The sequence below is a fragment of the Cohnella cellulosilytica genome (assembly GCF_042431195.1).
Classification (GTDB): domain Bacteria; phylum Bacillota; class Bacilli; order Paenibacillales; family Paenibacillaceae; genus Cohnella; species Cohnella cellulosilytica.
Genome location: NZ_JBHMDN010000015.1, coordinates 189,946 through 203,276 on the forward strand (window position 1 = coordinate 189,946; position 13,331 = coordinate 203,276).

The window sequence follows — 13,331 nt, forward strand, 5'->3', positions numbered from 1 at the left end:
AATCGCGATTGCGGAAGGATGTGTTCGATTAATGGTCAAATTTCGGAAGAAGAAACCGGTTCTGATCCTGCTTTTCATCGCCGCTCTGCTGTCCTCTTCATTCGGGTCCGCGTACGCGGCCGCCAACCTGGAGCCGATCAAGGCTTTTTTTAACCGGGGCGCGACGTTCGTGCTGAACGGAGAAGCGTGGCAGCCCAAAGATGCGAACGGCAAGCCCATGTCGGCGATCTACTACAACGGGGTCAACTATTTGCCGGTTCGCGCCGTGGCCGAGGCTCTAAAGGTGCCGGTCAATTTCGACGCCGCCGCGCAGAAGATTTATATCGGAGACCAACCGGGAGCGGAAACTCCGATCTTCGCCATGCCGATGGAGATCGACAACATCTACGTCGTTGCGACGCGGGATCCGGGAGAAACGCGGGTCAACGACAAGCCATACAAGCAGGTTCTGAAAATCGATCAGTACGGCGATATTGTTTTTACCCTGGACCGCAAGTACAAGCGTCTTGTCCTGGATGCCGCCATTGTCAGCCCGGGGGAGCACGACGTGGAATTTACGCTGTACAATGCGAGCGAAGCCGCCGGCAACACGGCGCTTACCGCGCTTGAAACCCATACGGCAAATCTGGAGGATTCGTCGACCCGGATGGTCTTTAACGTAGCGGGTCTGGAAAAAATCAAGATCCACGTGCAAAGCCACAACCTGAATCCTTATATTTATGCGCGAATCATGGATACGTCTTATTTTGATAACGAGACGGGTGCCTCTGCGGCAGAGCGCTGAGATTAGGAAGCCGAAGATCGCAAGCCCGTAATCGCAATAAAATAAACGAATGCGCAGAGAGCGCCGCTGGTCCGATTACTTGGGCCGATTAGCGGCGCTTTTTCAGGTATAGGATTTGTTCTCTCTTCTCCGAAAAATTATGCTTGCAATAGATTGCGATGAGAAAATGCAACCGGATCGCGCCGGGACGCATCTTATTGATGTAGGGAGGGAAGCCGGTCTGGATGTCGTGAGAAGATTGATCGCCAAGGACGAAGCCGCGCTTCGCGAGCTGATGGCCGCCTACGGCGACGAGATGCTTCGCACCGCCTATTTGCTGCTCAAGGATCGGCAGACGGCGGAGGAGGCGGTCATGGACGCGTTCGTGCAGGCGTACGCCAAGATCGAGCAGCTGAAGCAGCCCGACAAGCTGCGGAGCTGGCTGCTGCGGATCGTCGCCAACCGCTGCCGGATGAGGATGCGGACCTGGAGCTGGAGAAGCCTGCTTCCGTTCGAGCGCGTGGAGAGCTTGGCGGAGGAGACCGAGCCCGGGCCGGAGGAGCTGCTGCTGGCAGAGTGGCGCGCCGAACGGTTAAGCGAGGCGGTCCATAAGCTGGATTACAAATATCGGGAAGTCATCGCGTTATATTATTTTAACGAATTAAGCGTGGCGGAAATCGCGGAGCAGCTAAGCAGCAATGAGAATACGGTGAAAGCCAGACTGTCCAGAGGACGGGCGAAGCTGAGAACGCTGCTGGAGAAGGGGGATGAAGATGGAGCGGGAGTCTATGAATAAAAGGCTGCGGGAGGAGCTGGACGAGCTGCGGTTCGGCGGGCAGGAGGACGTACTGAGGCGGACTCATCCCCGCTCCTGGCGCGATCGGCTGCTGGCGCTGTGGAACAAGGAGCTCGAGGTTCCGGTCGTGCCGCTCGGCCTGAGCTTTGCCGTTCTGCTGGCCGTTGTCGCCGCTTCCCAGCTGCGCGGCCCGGACGACGGCGACGACGCGTCGACGGGAAGGCAGCTTGTCGAAGTCGGAGGCAATACGTACTGGAAGGACGATTACGAGAGGGCGGTGGCATCTATTGAAAGTGACGGTCAAGGTTAAGCATCTCGTCGTCTCCGTCCTGCTTGTCGGGGCCGCGCTGTCCCTGCTGCAATTCGTCGTTATCCCGAAGCTTCAGGTCCGGGCGGCGGTCAAGGATTACGAGGCAGGGGCTCCGGGCGGCAAGAAGGCGATGCTGGCGGCGATCGAGCGGGCAGCTGTGGCCAAGAGGCTGGAGCTGATTCGCGAGTATATGATCGGATACGGCGAGGCTTCGCCGACGCGCAGCTTCGACGTGTACGCAGGCCCCGGATCGACGATGAGCATCTCCCCGCAGGACGGCGGGGAAAGTCGGGTCTGGAGCTGGGAGGAGAAGCTGCCGTATTTGCAGGAATACGTTGCGGAAGGGCCCGCGGATAGCTATCTGTTCGGCGCGGCCAATCAATTGGCGCAATATTACAAGGGGGAAGGCGACTCCGATCGCGCGCTGGCCGTGCTGGAGAAGGCCGAGGAGCGGGGAGGAAGCTGGCGGGCGAAGCTGGCGCTGGAACGCGCCAAGCTGTATGCCGATCTGGGCGATTCGGAATCAGCGATGCGGCTGGTCGAACGGCTGGAGGCCGAGCCCCCGTCCGTCAACCTCGATTTCTCCGGCGAGGTCACCCAGCTCAAGGCGAAGCTGCTGGTCGGGCAAGGCCGGGGCGAGGAGGCGCTTGAAGCGGTCGAGCGGGAGCTGAGGGCGTTGGAGGAGCGGGTCGCGAAGCTAAAAGCCGAATGGCCGGACAAGGAGGATATCGTTCCGGCCAAGCTGGAGGAGCTGAAGCCGCTGCGGGAGCAGTTGGAGAAGGCGCTGGACGAAAACGGGGCGACGGTGTCCGGGACGGTGAAGCGAAGCGATGGCACGCCGATGGCGCGCGTGGGGGTGTTCCTCCGCAGAGAGAGCGACGTGCATCACAGCATCGTGGACGGAGAGCCGTATCAGATTCTTACGGACGCCCAGGGGCGCTACGAATTCAACAATGTCATTCCGGGCGCTTACCAGCTGTACCTCGGACTGCTGTTCGACCAGATCGACGGTTGGACTTGGCCGACGATGAACGACGACTGGATTGTCGTCGGAGGCGGAGATACGCTGACGGAGAACGCCGTGCTGCGGCCGCTGATCGACGTCAAGCAGCCTGTGGACGAGGCGGAGCTGACCGGGCCGACTGTAAAATTTGCTTGGGAGCCGGTCGAGGGGGCGTCTTCCTATACGCTGTACGGAACGATTCCGATCGAGGGCGGAACGTCCAGCATGGCGATTCGGCAAGGAATCGCGCAGAGCGAGATCGAACTGTCCGCCGAGGAGATCTACGAGACGACGGCCGCCTACTCCTACCGGGACGCAGATGGCAAGCTCGAGCTCGACCCCACATCCGTCCTCGGCTTCTCGAACCCGGATCTCCGGTACTCGTGGTACGTGGAGGCGTACGATAATGACGACCGGCTGATCACCAGAAGCAACGGTTACCGGTTAAACGAGGAGACGATGGGCGCGCTGCCTTTTTTCTACCTGAAGGAAAGAACGCTAACCGCCGCCGATCGGCTGATGCTGGACGGCCGGCTGGACGAGGCATTGGCGGAATATAAGCGGGCGTACGAAGCCGATTCGCGCGACCGCCACAGTCTGAATATGATCGCTCGCATCTACGGCGCGCAGGCCTCCTTGGCCAGATCCGAAGAACCGCGAACGCAGGCCGTTCCGTATTTGGAGGCGCTGCTGCAGCTTGCTCCCGGCAACCGGAACATTCTCTTCGAGCTGTTCGACCATTACGACAAGCTCGGCGATCGGGGCAAGGCGGAGGCGTATTACGAGCGGGATCTGGAGGCGGGCGGGGGGAAAACGAACGGCTACTCGCAGTCCCGATACGCGGCATTTCTAATGAAGGCGAGACGGACGGAGGAGGCGATCGTCCAGTTCCGCGAAGCATTGGAGCGCGATCGGTCGCACCGCTTCGTCGGCTCCTATTTGGCGGCGGAGCTGTATGCCGGCGCATCGTTCGGAAAGGTCGCCGAGCTCGCGGCGGCGTATCCGGAGAGAGCGCCCTACAAGAGCGGAACGCCCGATTGGAGGAAGCTGGTCGAAGCTCTGGCGGCCGAGAGCGAAGCGGATAAGGAGGCTTACGGCAGGCTGCTGAAGAGCGCGCTGGAAGCGTACCTCGATGGGAATTCGCAAGCGATGGACGCCGTCGAAGCGCCGGCGATCCGAGATTTTATAGCCGCGCTGCGCAAGGTCGATTGACTCGAATCCCGACTGGAAGGACAAAAAACGCAAATTCGCTTCCCTGGGAAGAAACGCCCGCCCCAAGCGGGCGTTTTTGCCGTCAATCTCGCGATTGCTTGCCTTGACTTCCCCGCAGCTCGAATCTACACTGGTATAATTCATAAGATGAAACGTCATCGGAGGGAAAGATTTTGGCTACAATCGCGGGGGCCAAGGGGGCGGCGAATCCGGGCACGAAGACGGTGCTGCCCGTTCTGTTCGCCATCAGCCTTGTCCATATGCTGAACGATTCGATGCAGGCGGTCGTTCCGGCTCTGTATCCGATCCTGCAGGAATCGCTTAGCTTATCGATGGTCCAGCTCGGCTGGATCGGTTTTATGATCAATATGACCTCATCGGTCATGCAGCCCGTCGTCGGCGCGTATTCGGACAAAAGAACGCTCCCGAACATGCTGCCGATCGGCATGGGGCTCAGCCTGATCGGCATGGTCGGCCTGGCTTTCTCGCCACATTTCTGGATGCTGCTGCTGGCGGTCGTTTTTATCGGGCTCGGCTCGGCGATTTTCCATCCGGAAGGCTCGCGGGTCGTCTATTTCGCGGCCGGCGGACGAAGAGGCTTCGCGCAGTCGATCTACCAGGTGGGCGGCAACGCGGGAAGTACGCTGGGACCGCTCATGACGGCGCTTATCTTTGTTCACCTCGGCCAGATCGGCGCGATCTGGGGTACGCTGTTCGCCGGCTTCGCAATCGCGGTGCTGCTCGGCCTGCTTCCTTGGTACAAGCGCAAGCTTGCGGAATGGGAGGAGCATCGGACGAAGAACGCGGCCGCTCGGGCGGCCGGCTCGACCGTCGTCGAGAAGGCCAGCCATCCCCGGCTCAAGTTCGCGATGGGAATGCTCGTATTCCTCGTCTTCGCGCGCTCCTGGTACCATTCGGGCATCGGCAGCTTTTATCAATTTTACTTGAAGTTCGATTACGGGCTGACGACGCAGCAGGCTCAAATTCCCGTGTTTTTGTTTCTGGCGGCGGGCGTGCTCGGCACGTTCTTCGGTGGCGTCCTGGCGGATCGCTTCGGGCTGAAAAACATGATCGTGTTCTCGATTGCCGGGGCCTCTCCGCTTGCGCTTCTGCTGCCGCATCTGCCGTTGTTCTGGGTGTACCCGCTCATCGCGCTGCTCGGCTTCGTCATCCTGTCCGGCTTCTCCGTAAGCGTCGTCTACGCGCAGTTCCTGATGCCGGCCAACGTAGGCATGGCTTCGGGCCTCACGACCGGCCTCGCCTTCGGGATGGGCGCGATCGGCGGAGTCGCGCTCGGGCAGGCGATCGATATGTTCGGCATCAACGACGTCATGTTCGCGATCAGCTTTTTCCCGCTTGTCGGCCTGTTCGCGCTCCTGCTGCCGTCCGATCGCCCGAAGAAAAAATGGGGATCGCTGCTCGGCAAAGTCTGATCGTCCTGCTCTACCTAAGAAGTCGTCGCCTCTGTAGGGGCCGGCTTCTTTTTTTATCCGACCCAATTAGCTTGCATCCGTCTCCCGGGACTCTTGGAGAACTCTGGCGCACGCAATTTCCAGGGACTCGCTCTGTCGTGCATTGGGCTCATTGAGGGAGGGGCGTTGCAAGATTTTCCGATTGTTTGTTTTCTGCTCGAGAGTCTGGCTGGCATGGCAGCTAGTGTGCGATGTTGCCCATACTATGCTGTAAGTGGGGTGGCGGGTTTAGAAGGGGCTTGGTGAGGGATAGCAGGTTTCTTAGAACATCTCGAGCGGAATGGGGGTTTTTGGCGAGGAGATAGCAGGTTTCTTAGAACATCGCGGGCGGAATGGGGGTTTTTGGCGGGGAGATAGCAGGTTTCTTAGAACATCGCGGGCGGAATGGGGGTTTTTGGCGGGGAGATAGCAGGTTTCTTAGAACATCTCGGGCGGAATGTGGGCTTTTGGCGAGGGGATAGCAGGTTTCTTAGAACATCGCGAGCGGAATGTGGGTTTTTGGCGGGGGGATAGCAGGTTTCTTCGAGTATCGTGGCCCAAGTGGAGGTTTGGTGAGGGCAGATAGCCGGTTTTTTCGCGTTGACGTCCAACCTACTAATCCCGATCCGGAACAGGTAATGCCAAACTGAAGCTCCGGGATAACTTCCGGCCCGAGCCGACCTCGCCGTTACACTTCGCCATTACACGTCATTACACATCGCCACAACACGTTGCCACTACACGTCATTACAAAGCGCCATTACACGTCCCACTACACATCCCACTACACATCATTACACAGCGTCATTACACGTCGCCACAACACCCCGCCATTACACCCCGCCATTACACTTCCATTCTACCTCAAATCACAAAGGAGCAGAGCTAACTGCAGCTCTGCTCCACTTCTATCCGGCCGTCGGCCCGAAGCGTAACCGTGGCCGTGCCAGAGAGACTTTCCGTATATCCGCAGACGACGGCTTCCCGCGTTTCGCCGCCATCGAAGACGAACTTCTGGTAGACGCCGCCTTCCCCGGTCAGGCTGAGCTCGGGTCTGATCCTTGCGTTCTGCCCGGCTTCGATGCGCTGCCGGTAGAAGTGCTTCGAGCTGCCGGAGCTGGAGACGGCGCTTGTTTCGACTGTGACAAGATCGGCGCTTGTCTCGTTCACGACCGTAACCCGCAGCGGTCCGAACGGTTCCATCAGTTTGACGCCCCACAGAATCAGCAGAACGAGCAGGACGGCAATCGACAGGTAGACGAGCATCAGACGTTTAAGCAGCTTCATGGCGGTTCGTCACAGGTCCCTTCTCAGCGCCCGCAGCACGTCGATCCGCGTAGCTCTGCGAGCCGGGCGGGAGCCGGACAGCAAGGCGACGGCAAGCGAGATCAGGCCCGACAGCGCGGCCAGATAGCCGGGGATGAGGGAGAAGCGGAAATCGTCCGGCACCTTCTCGTCCATAAAGCCTTCGATGATCAGAGGCAGACCGGCGTTGACGGCAATCGAGATGACGTACGCGACCGCCGTGCCGATGAGCGCGCCGAGCAGGCCGATCATGGCGCTCTCCAGCAGGAAGATTCGCCGGATCGCCGACGGATGGGCGCCGATCGCCTTCATGATGCCGATATCCTGCGCCCGTTCGGTGACGGCCATCGTCATCGTATTGTAGATGCCGATAGAGGCGATCAGCACGGCGATCGTGCCGACGAATACGAGACCGATTTTCATAATGAAGAACATGAGATTGATCTGCTTCAGATCGTCCGCGACGGAATAGAGGAAGTAGCCTTGCCCGCGAATTTCCTCCGAAATGTCCTTCACGTACCGGGCGCTGTCCGCAATGACCTGGATCTGGTTATACTGGCGCGGGTCCTGCAGTCCCGGCGGCTCGTAGCCTTCGGGATTCTCTTTGTCCGGTACGATGCGCTGCTCGCCCCATTGCGTGCCGGTAAAGCCCTCGATCTCCGCCATCGCCGCACTGCCGATGTAGGTCGAGTTATCCGTCAACCATTCGCGCGTCGGCTTGGCGGCAATGCCGACGATCTTGACGGAGAACGATTTCTTCCGCTCGATTCCGTCCGCTTCGAACTGGGAAGCCTCCAGGCTCATCGTCTTGCCGAGCCACTCCTCGGCGGAGGGAAGCTCGTCGCCCGGATTAAAGCCTTCGGCGGGCATCCGGATATGATACCCGACGACGACTTCGTCGTCCGCTTGCGGAAGCCGTCCCGCGCTGAGTTCGAAGCCCGCCTTCGTCTCGGCCGCGAAGTCGACGTTGATCACCTTCCCGGGGGTTATGGCGGTCCCATCGATGGAAGAGCGAAGCGTCTGCCGGACGTTGTTCCGGTAGGTGACCGCCTTGACATGATCGACGGAGCGCAAATATGCGATGCCCTTCTCGTCGATCTGCCGCTCCACGCCGTCCTCCGCGGCAATGCCATAGATGTCGATAGCGGTGACGAGCCGGTCTCCGACGGCTCTGTCGACGATGCTCTTCTGCAAGCCGAACCCGACCGAAGCGAGCACGATCAGGAAAGCGCAGCCCATCGCCGTCGCGAGCACGGTCATGAACAGGCGCGTTTTGTTTTTCTTCATATTTTGCCGGACGAACCGGACCTGGTCATTGAATTTCATAGGATGAGGCTCCTCCCTTCCCCGGGGCGTTCAACAGGTAACCGTCCTTCAGCGCGATCGTGCGGTGGGCCGTGGCGGCGACCTGCTCGTCGTGCGTGATGAGAACGAACGTAATGCCGAGCTCGCGGTTAAGCTCCCGGATGAGCGAGAGCAGCTGCCGCTCGTTGTCGCTGTCGAGGCTTCCGGTAGGCTCGTCCGCAAGCACGATCGGCGGATTGAGCATCAGCGCCCTGGCGACGGACACGCGCTGCTGCTGGCCACCCGACAGCTCGCCGGGATAATGTCCGGCGTATTCGGCGACGCCGACCTGATTCAGCAGCGCCATGACGCGCTTCTTGCGTTCCGCGATGCCCATCCCCTTCAGCACGAGAGGCAGCTCGGCGTTCTCGAAGGCGGTCATGCTCGGAATGAGCTGGAAGCTCTGAAACATAAAGCCCAGATGGGCGAGCCGAAAGTCGGCCCAATCCCCCTCGCTCAGCCCGGTTACGTCTCGTCCCGCGACGCGGATCGCGCCGGCCGTCGGACGGATATAGCCGGACATCAGGTTCAGCAGCGTCGACTTGCCGGAGCCGCTGCGTCCGACAATCGCGACGATCTCTCCTTCCTTGACCTGCAAGTCGATCTCATGCAGCACGGGCACGATGCGTTCCCTGCCCTTCTTGCCGATGACGAATTGGTGGTTGACCTGAATCATCTCTATCATACGAGTTTCCTCCGCTCCTATCGCTTGTCGTACATTCAAACCCTACGGACGATTATAGGGGCGCAACCTTAATGATTCGGTAACAACACCTAAAGAAAATCTTAAGATTGCTCCGGCCGCGGGAGGACTTTAAGGCTGGAGGGGCGAATAAACTTATTTTAGAAAACGTTTTCCATAAACGGGAGGTCGAAGAAAAATGAGCCGAAACAAGGGAACGAAAATCGCGCTCGGCTTGGCGCTGCTTGGAGGGGCCGTCCTCCAGGGCTGCCTCGGGGGAGATCAAGCCGCGCCGACCCGTTCGTCCACGCCGTCTCCCTCGGCGCTGCCTGCGCCGCCCTCCGAAGACGAGGGCCCGGGACCGGCCAGGGAGCTTAGAATCCATGTGAATCAGGTCGGGTACGAGACGGAAGGCCCGAAAGTCGCGGTTATCGCTGCGGACGAAGCTTTCCCCGAGCTTGAAGCCGTCGTGGCGGACCGCGACGGGAACGAACGGACCGTATGGGAAGGGAAGGTTCCGGCCGCGCGTTACGATGAACTTTCCGGGGACTGGGTCGCGCAGGTCGATATCGGCGGCCTCGAGACCGCGGGCTGGTATCGGATCGAAGCGGAGGGCAGCGTCTCGGTTCCCTTTTATATCGGGGACTCCGTCTACGACGACCTGATCTATCGCGTTTCCCGGTCGTACCGGATGCAGCGATCCGGCCAGGCGCTCGACGATCCGCAGCTTGGTCTGAAGCTGCAGGCGGGCCATTTGCAGGACAAGGAAGCCGAGCCGATCTTCGAGGACGAGCAGGGAAGAAGGCCGGTTATCGATGCGAGCGGCGGCTGGTACGACGCCGGCGATTATGGGAAATACGTGCCCCCGGCGGCGATTGCCGCGGCACAGATGATGCTCGCTTACGAGCTGCGCCCGGAATTCTTCGCGGCCCGCCGCTTCCTACTGGACGGCGAGAGGGCGCATTGGGAGGCGGCGGAGTCGGCTCCGGACCTGCTGGCCGAAATCAAGTTCGAGCTCGATTGGCTGCTGCGGATGCAGCGGGAAGACGGGGCGGTCTACCACAAAATAAGCGGGGGCGTTTTCCCGGATTTCATTCCGCCGGCGGAAGACGTCCAGCAGCGCTCGGTATACGGGATGTCGACTTACGGCACGGCCATGTTCGCGGCGGCGACGGCGATGGGAGCAAGAGTGTACAAGCCGTTCGATTCCGATTACGCCGACGAGCTGCTGAGCCGGGCCGAACGGGCTCAACGCTGGCTGGAGGCGCATCCCGAGCCTTATTTTCGCCTCGACGACATGCAGGATTCGGGTTCCGGGCCGTACGACAAGACGACGGATCGCGAGGAGCGTTATTGGGCGCTGGCGGAGCTGTTCAGGACGACGGGGGAGGACCGTTACGGCAAGGCGCTGGCGAACGATTACGCCGATCTGTCCGCCGGTCTTGCGCATTACGCAAGCTGGAACGACGGGCAGCTGCTCGGCCAATGGGCGGAGGCCGCGGCGGGCAGCGGGACGGCGGCGCAAGCGATCGCGGACGCGGCGAACGAAATGGCCGGGAGTATCGGGCGGGACGGATACCGAAGCGCCCTGACGGGCGGAGACTACAGATGGGCGTCGAACAAAGTCGCCATGGCCAAGGCGGAGCTCCTGCTTCTGGCCAACGAGCTCAGGCCGAATCCGGACTACTTCTCCGGAGCCGTCGATCAGCTTCATTATGTGCTGGGGCGCAATGCGATGGGAACGAGCTACGTGACGGGAGCGGGAACCCGCTATGCGCGATATCCCCATCACCGCATATCGGCGGCCAGTGGCATTCTCGTTCCCGGCTTGCTGGTCGGAGGCCCCAATCGCGATCTGAACGACCCGGTGCTGGAGAAGCTGGCCGATCAGGGCCTTCCGCCGGCCAAAAGCTATATCGACGATCTGCTGAGCTACGCGAGCAACGAGTACGCGATCGACTACAATGCGCCGCTGCTGTTTGTGCTGGCTTTTATGGACTGAGGAGCGGGATTCAACCAACTTTCAGCCCCCGCTAAGGTTCCTCTAAGGTTGGCTTCATCCCTCGCTCAGGATCGGCGGCAATACTGACGAAGCAAGACCAATCTGGCTTGTGAAGGAGGAGCAAAATGAGAAAATCGGTAAAGACGTTTGGCATTACGGCCGCCTTGGCGGTCATGATTCCGCTCTCCGCCTATGCGGCGTCGTCGGGCGACGCTTCGGCGTCCAACGGAGCGGCGGCCGCGCCGATCGAGAAGGGCCATAGAGGCTTCGGAGGCGCGGGGCTGTCCGGGAAGGACGCGGTCGGCGAGGAAGTGCTGGCGCTGCTTAAGCTGGACCGGGAGACGTACCGCGAGAAAACGAAGGCGGGCTCGACGCTGGGGGAGATCGCGGAAGAGCAAGGGGTAAGCAGGGACAGTCTGAAGGCTGCGTTGACCGAGGCGTACAACAAGAAGCTGGAGGAACGCAAGCAGCAATTCGCCGACGGGCTGGACGCCTGGATCGACGCCGAGCCCCGGGCCGGCGGACATTCCGGTCCCGGCTTCCTCGGGCGCGTCGGAGCGGTGGATTTGAACGCGGCTGCCGAAGCGTTGGGGCTGACTGCGGACGAATTGCAGGCACAGCTTAAGGAAGGCAAGGCGATCGCGGATATTGCCGCGGACAAGGGCGTGGACGTTCAGAAGGTCGTAGACGCGCAGAAGGCGGCGATCGAGAAGCGCGTCAACGAGGCGCTCGAGGCCGGCAAGCTGACGCAGGAGCAAGCGGACAAGCAGCTGGCGGCCGCGGAAGAGACGGCTCGGCGAATCGTCGACGGAGGTTTCCCGGGCGGCGGTGGGGAGCGCGGACACGGAGCCGGCAAGCACGCCAAACCCGAAAGGCCGGATGCGGCTTCCGGAGGCGCGGCGGAATAAGACAAGAGGACGGATGTTCCGGGCGCTGCCGGAATTCCGTCCTCTTTCGCGTCGGCCGCAGGGGCGGGTCGTACTCCCGATGCGCGGCCGTTTATTGTCTCTGGGTCGCCTGGGCGAACCGTTCCTGAATCAGGGAGTTGCTCGTTTTCCAGGCGGACAAATCCTCCTGCACGAGCTGGGTCGACGACTTCTTCGCCGGGGCGAACAGGAGCGCGTCCTTCGGCTGCTCTCCGACGGCGAGGCTGACTTTGCCGTTTTTGGATACGTAGACGTTCATGCCAACAAACCTCCCACAACCATTTTAACGAGGAAAACAAGATACGGATTTTTATTCATTATAGCATCATTGACGCTTTCCTGGTAAGCGATGTATTTGCGATTGTCCCAATCCGGGCCGGCGGGATAATGCAGCGTCAGTACGTGCTCGCCGTGCTTGAAGCAGGCGTAGAACATCGTTTTGCCCTGCGTGTAATGGACGATGTCCTTGTTCATCTGGTAGGTCAGCGCCACGTAAGAGCTCTTGTCGTTCAGCCGGAACGAGCGGTTCCACGCGACGTCCGCCCATTTGGCGACGTGCCGCATTTTGTCGCCGTCCCGGACGTACAGCGTCGCTCCGATGCAGTCCCCGTACGTCCCGACCGTCTCCGAGACGTACGGTCCGTAGCGGCGCTCGATCCGCCCGCCCGGCATGCGGCTTGCGACCGCGCCCAGAATCGTTTCGTAATCCGGACCTTCCGGACCGGGCTGCAGCAGGGCGAGCTCGGACAGCAGGCGGAAGGCTTCGTCCGACTGGGCCAGCCTGCGGCCGTTCTCGATAATCGAGCCCTTCAGCGGAAGCAGCATCGAGCCGCGCCGCAGCAGGTCGCTGAAGTAGCCGGGCCAATCGATCCGGACGCCGAGCGAGAGGTCGTCCATATAGACGTTGCGGGCGGCCAGATCGTGAAGCAGAAACCAGACGTACGGATCGACGTGCGCAGGAAGGCCGGAATGGCTCCCGAGCGCGGCCAGCACCTCGTCGGTCGACGGCGGTCGTCCGGATTCCGCGACGGCTTGCTCCAGAAAATCGTCGATCCACTGCCGCGCCGTGCCGAAGAACGCCGCTTTGACCGTCGTATCCGCGAATACGAGAATGGTTTTGTTTTTATCGTAGGCCTGGATAAACTCCATATGGGTTACCGTACGCTGCGCTTCCTTGTAGTAGGTGCCGCCGCGGCTGCCGACGAACAGCAGGAAAATGTCGGCTTCCCCGACCGCGTCGAGACACTTGGAGACCGGGTCGGCGTAGGACGGCCAAGGCCCGAGATTTTCCTCCCACATGACCGGCTCGTGCCCGAGCTGCCGCAGCTCGTCGAACGCCTCCTTGCGCAGCCGCTTCAGCCCGTCCTCATGGACCGAGCTGATAAAAATTTTCGCTTTGGCCAATTCGTTATCCCGCCCCCTGCCGCTATCGATATAGGAATAGGTAAGGAGAATCTTCGACATTACTCGGTCAGTTCTCCTTTTCCCCTCCTTCACGCCGTGCGGGAACATTTCTGTTCACACGGTGCTCCATCAT

At 60.7% G+C, this 13,331-nt stretch carries 12 protein-coding genes; 7 read left to right on the plus strand and 5 right to left on the minus strand.

Annotated features, from left to right (window positions below; genetic code table 11):
* The first annotated feature begins 31 nt into the window (after positions 1–31).
* The 5 genes from ACFFT4_RS12015 to ACFFT4_RS12035 all read left to right on the plus strand — a co-directional run bounded on the left by ACFFT4_RS12015 (position 32) and on the right by ACFFT4_RS12035 (position 5,517).
* Entirely contained in the window at positions 32–784 is a 753-nt protein-coding gene (locus ACFFT4_RS12015; RefSeq protein WP_378047899.1) for a stalk domain-containing protein, read from the plus strand.
* Between the two features lie 229 nt (positions 785–1,013).
* Positions 1,014–1,559 (plus strand): sigma-70 family RNA polymerase sigma factor, encoded by a 546-nt coding sequence (locus ACFFT4_RS12020; protein WP_378047900.1) that lies wholly within the window; start codon positions 1,014–1,016, stop codon positions 1,557–1,559.
* Positions 1,552–1,869, plus strand: coding sequence for a hypothetical protein (locus tag ACFFT4_RS12025; RefSeq protein ID WP_378047901.1), 318 nt, complete (start codon positions 1,552–1,554; stop codon positions 1,867–1,869). The genes ACFFT4_RS12020 and ACFFT4_RS12025 overlap by 8 nt, the downstream gene beginning before the upstream one ends.
* Complete coding sequence (locus tag ACFFT4_RS12030) at positions 1,847–4,084, plus strand: hypothetical protein (RefSeq protein WP_378047903.1); 2,238 nt, start codon at positions 1,847–1,849, stop codon at positions 4,082–4,084. Before ACFFT4_RS12025 ends, ACFFT4_RS12030 begins: the two co-directional genes overlap by 23 nt.
* Before the next feature lie 173 nt (positions 4,085–4,257).
* On the plus strand, positions 4,258–5,517 hold the full coding sequence (locus ACFFT4_RS12035; protein WP_378047904.1) for an MFS transporter: 1,260 nt from the start codon (positions 4,258–4,260) through the stop codon (positions 5,515–5,517).
* A gap of 903 nt (positions 5,518–6,420) precedes the next feature.
* Here the strand turns inward: ACFFT4_RS12035 and ACFFT4_RS12040 are convergent.
* From ACFFT4_RS12040 to ACFFT4_RS12050, 3 genes are read right to left on the minus strand one after another with little or no spacing between them, the layout of a single operon-like run.
* Positions 6,421–6,822, minus strand: a complete 402-nt coding sequence (locus ACFFT4_RS12040; RefSeq protein ID WP_378047906.1) for a hypothetical protein — start codon at positions 6,820–6,822, stop codon at positions 6,421–6,423.
* Between the two features lie 9 nt (positions 6,823–6,831).
* Positions 6,832–8,166, minus strand: a complete 1,335-nt coding sequence (locus ACFFT4_RS12045; RefSeq protein WP_378047907.1) for an ABC transporter permease — start codon at positions 8,164–8,166, stop codon at positions 6,832–6,834.
* A complete protein-coding gene (locus tag ACFFT4_RS12050) occupies positions 8,153–8,869 on the minus strand; it encodes an ABC transporter ATP-binding protein (protein WP_378047909.1) in 717 nt (238 codons plus the stop codon). The genes ACFFT4_RS12045 and ACFFT4_RS12050 overlap by 14 nt, the downstream gene beginning before the upstream one ends.
* A 196-nt stretch (positions 8,870–9,065) precedes the next feature.
* Here ACFFT4_RS12050 and ACFFT4_RS12055 point away from each other — a divergent pair, with 196 nt between their 5' ends.
* Together ACFFT4_RS12055 and ACFFT4_RS12060 are read left to right on the plus strand one after the other, a co-directional pair.
* A complete protein-coding gene (locus tag ACFFT4_RS12055; RefSeq protein WP_378047911.1) occupies positions 9,066–10,868 on the plus strand; it encodes a glycoside hydrolase family 9 protein in 1,803 nt (600 codons plus the stop codon).
* A 125-nt stretch (positions 10,869–10,993) separates the two neighbouring features.
* Positions 10,994–11,776 (plus strand): hypothetical protein, encoded by a 783-nt coding sequence (locus tag ACFFT4_RS12060; protein WP_378047913.1) that lies wholly within the window; start codon positions 10,994–10,996, stop codon positions 11,774–11,776.
* A gap of 91 nt (positions 11,777–11,867) precedes the next feature.
* Here ACFFT4_RS12060 and ACFFT4_RS12065 read toward each other — a convergent pair whose 3' ends face one another.
* Together ACFFT4_RS12065 and ACFFT4_RS12070 are read right to left on the minus strand one after the other, a co-directional pair.
* Positions 11,868–12,053, minus strand: a complete 186-nt coding sequence (locus ACFFT4_RS12065; RefSeq protein ID WP_378047914.1) for a hypothetical protein — start codon at positions 12,051–12,053, stop codon at positions 11,868–11,870.
* The gene (locus tag ACFFT4_RS12070) at positions 12,050–13,258 is read right to left on the minus strand and encodes a DUF4062 domain-containing protein (protein WP_378047916.1); all 1,209 of its coding nucleotides are present in this window, start codon (positions 13,256–13,258) and stop codon (positions 12,050–12,052) included. The genes ACFFT4_RS12065 and ACFFT4_RS12070 overlap by 4 nt, the downstream gene beginning before the upstream one ends.
* Positions 13,259–13,331: the final 73 nt, after the last annotated feature.

Bases quoted from the DNA above. Each gene is read 5' to 3' on its own strand.
- ACFFT4_RS12065 (WP_378047914.1), bottom strand. From the start codon at position 12,053: ATGAACGTCTACGTATCCAAAAACGGCAAAGTCAGCCTCGCCGTCGGA.
- ACFFT4_RS12050 (WP_378047909.1), bottom strand. From the start codon at position 8,869: ATGATAGAGATGATTCAGGTCAACCACCAATTCGTCATCGGCAAGAAG.
- ACFFT4_RS12055 (WP_378047911.1), top strand. From the start codon at position 9,066: ATGAGCCGAAACAAGGGAACGAAAATCGCGCTCGGCTTGGCGCTGCTT.
- ACFFT4_RS12045 (WP_378047907.1), bottom strand. From the start codon at position 8,166: ATGAAATTCAATGACCAGGTCCGGTTCGTCCGGCAAAATATGAAGAAA.
- ACFFT4_RS12015 (WP_378047899.1), top strand. From the start codon at position 32: ATGGTCAAATTTCGGAAGAAGAAACCGGTTCTGATCCTGCTTTTCATC.
- ACFFT4_RS12070 (WP_378047916.1), bottom strand. From the start codon at position 13,258: ATGTCGAAGATTCTCCTTACCTATTCCTATATCGATAGCGGCAGGGGG.
- ACFFT4_RS12040 (WP_378047906.1), bottom strand. From the start codon at position 6,822: ATGAAGCTGCTTAAACGTCTGATGCTCGTCTACCTGTCGATTGCCGTC.
- ACFFT4_RS12025 (WP_378047901.1), top strand. From the start codon at position 1,552: ATGAATAAAAGGCTGCGGGAGGAGCTGGACGAGCTGCGGTTCGGCGGG.
- ACFFT4_RS12060 (WP_378047913.1), top strand. From the start codon at position 10,994: ATGAGAAAATCGGTAAAGACGTTTGGCATTACGGCCGCCTTGGCGGTC.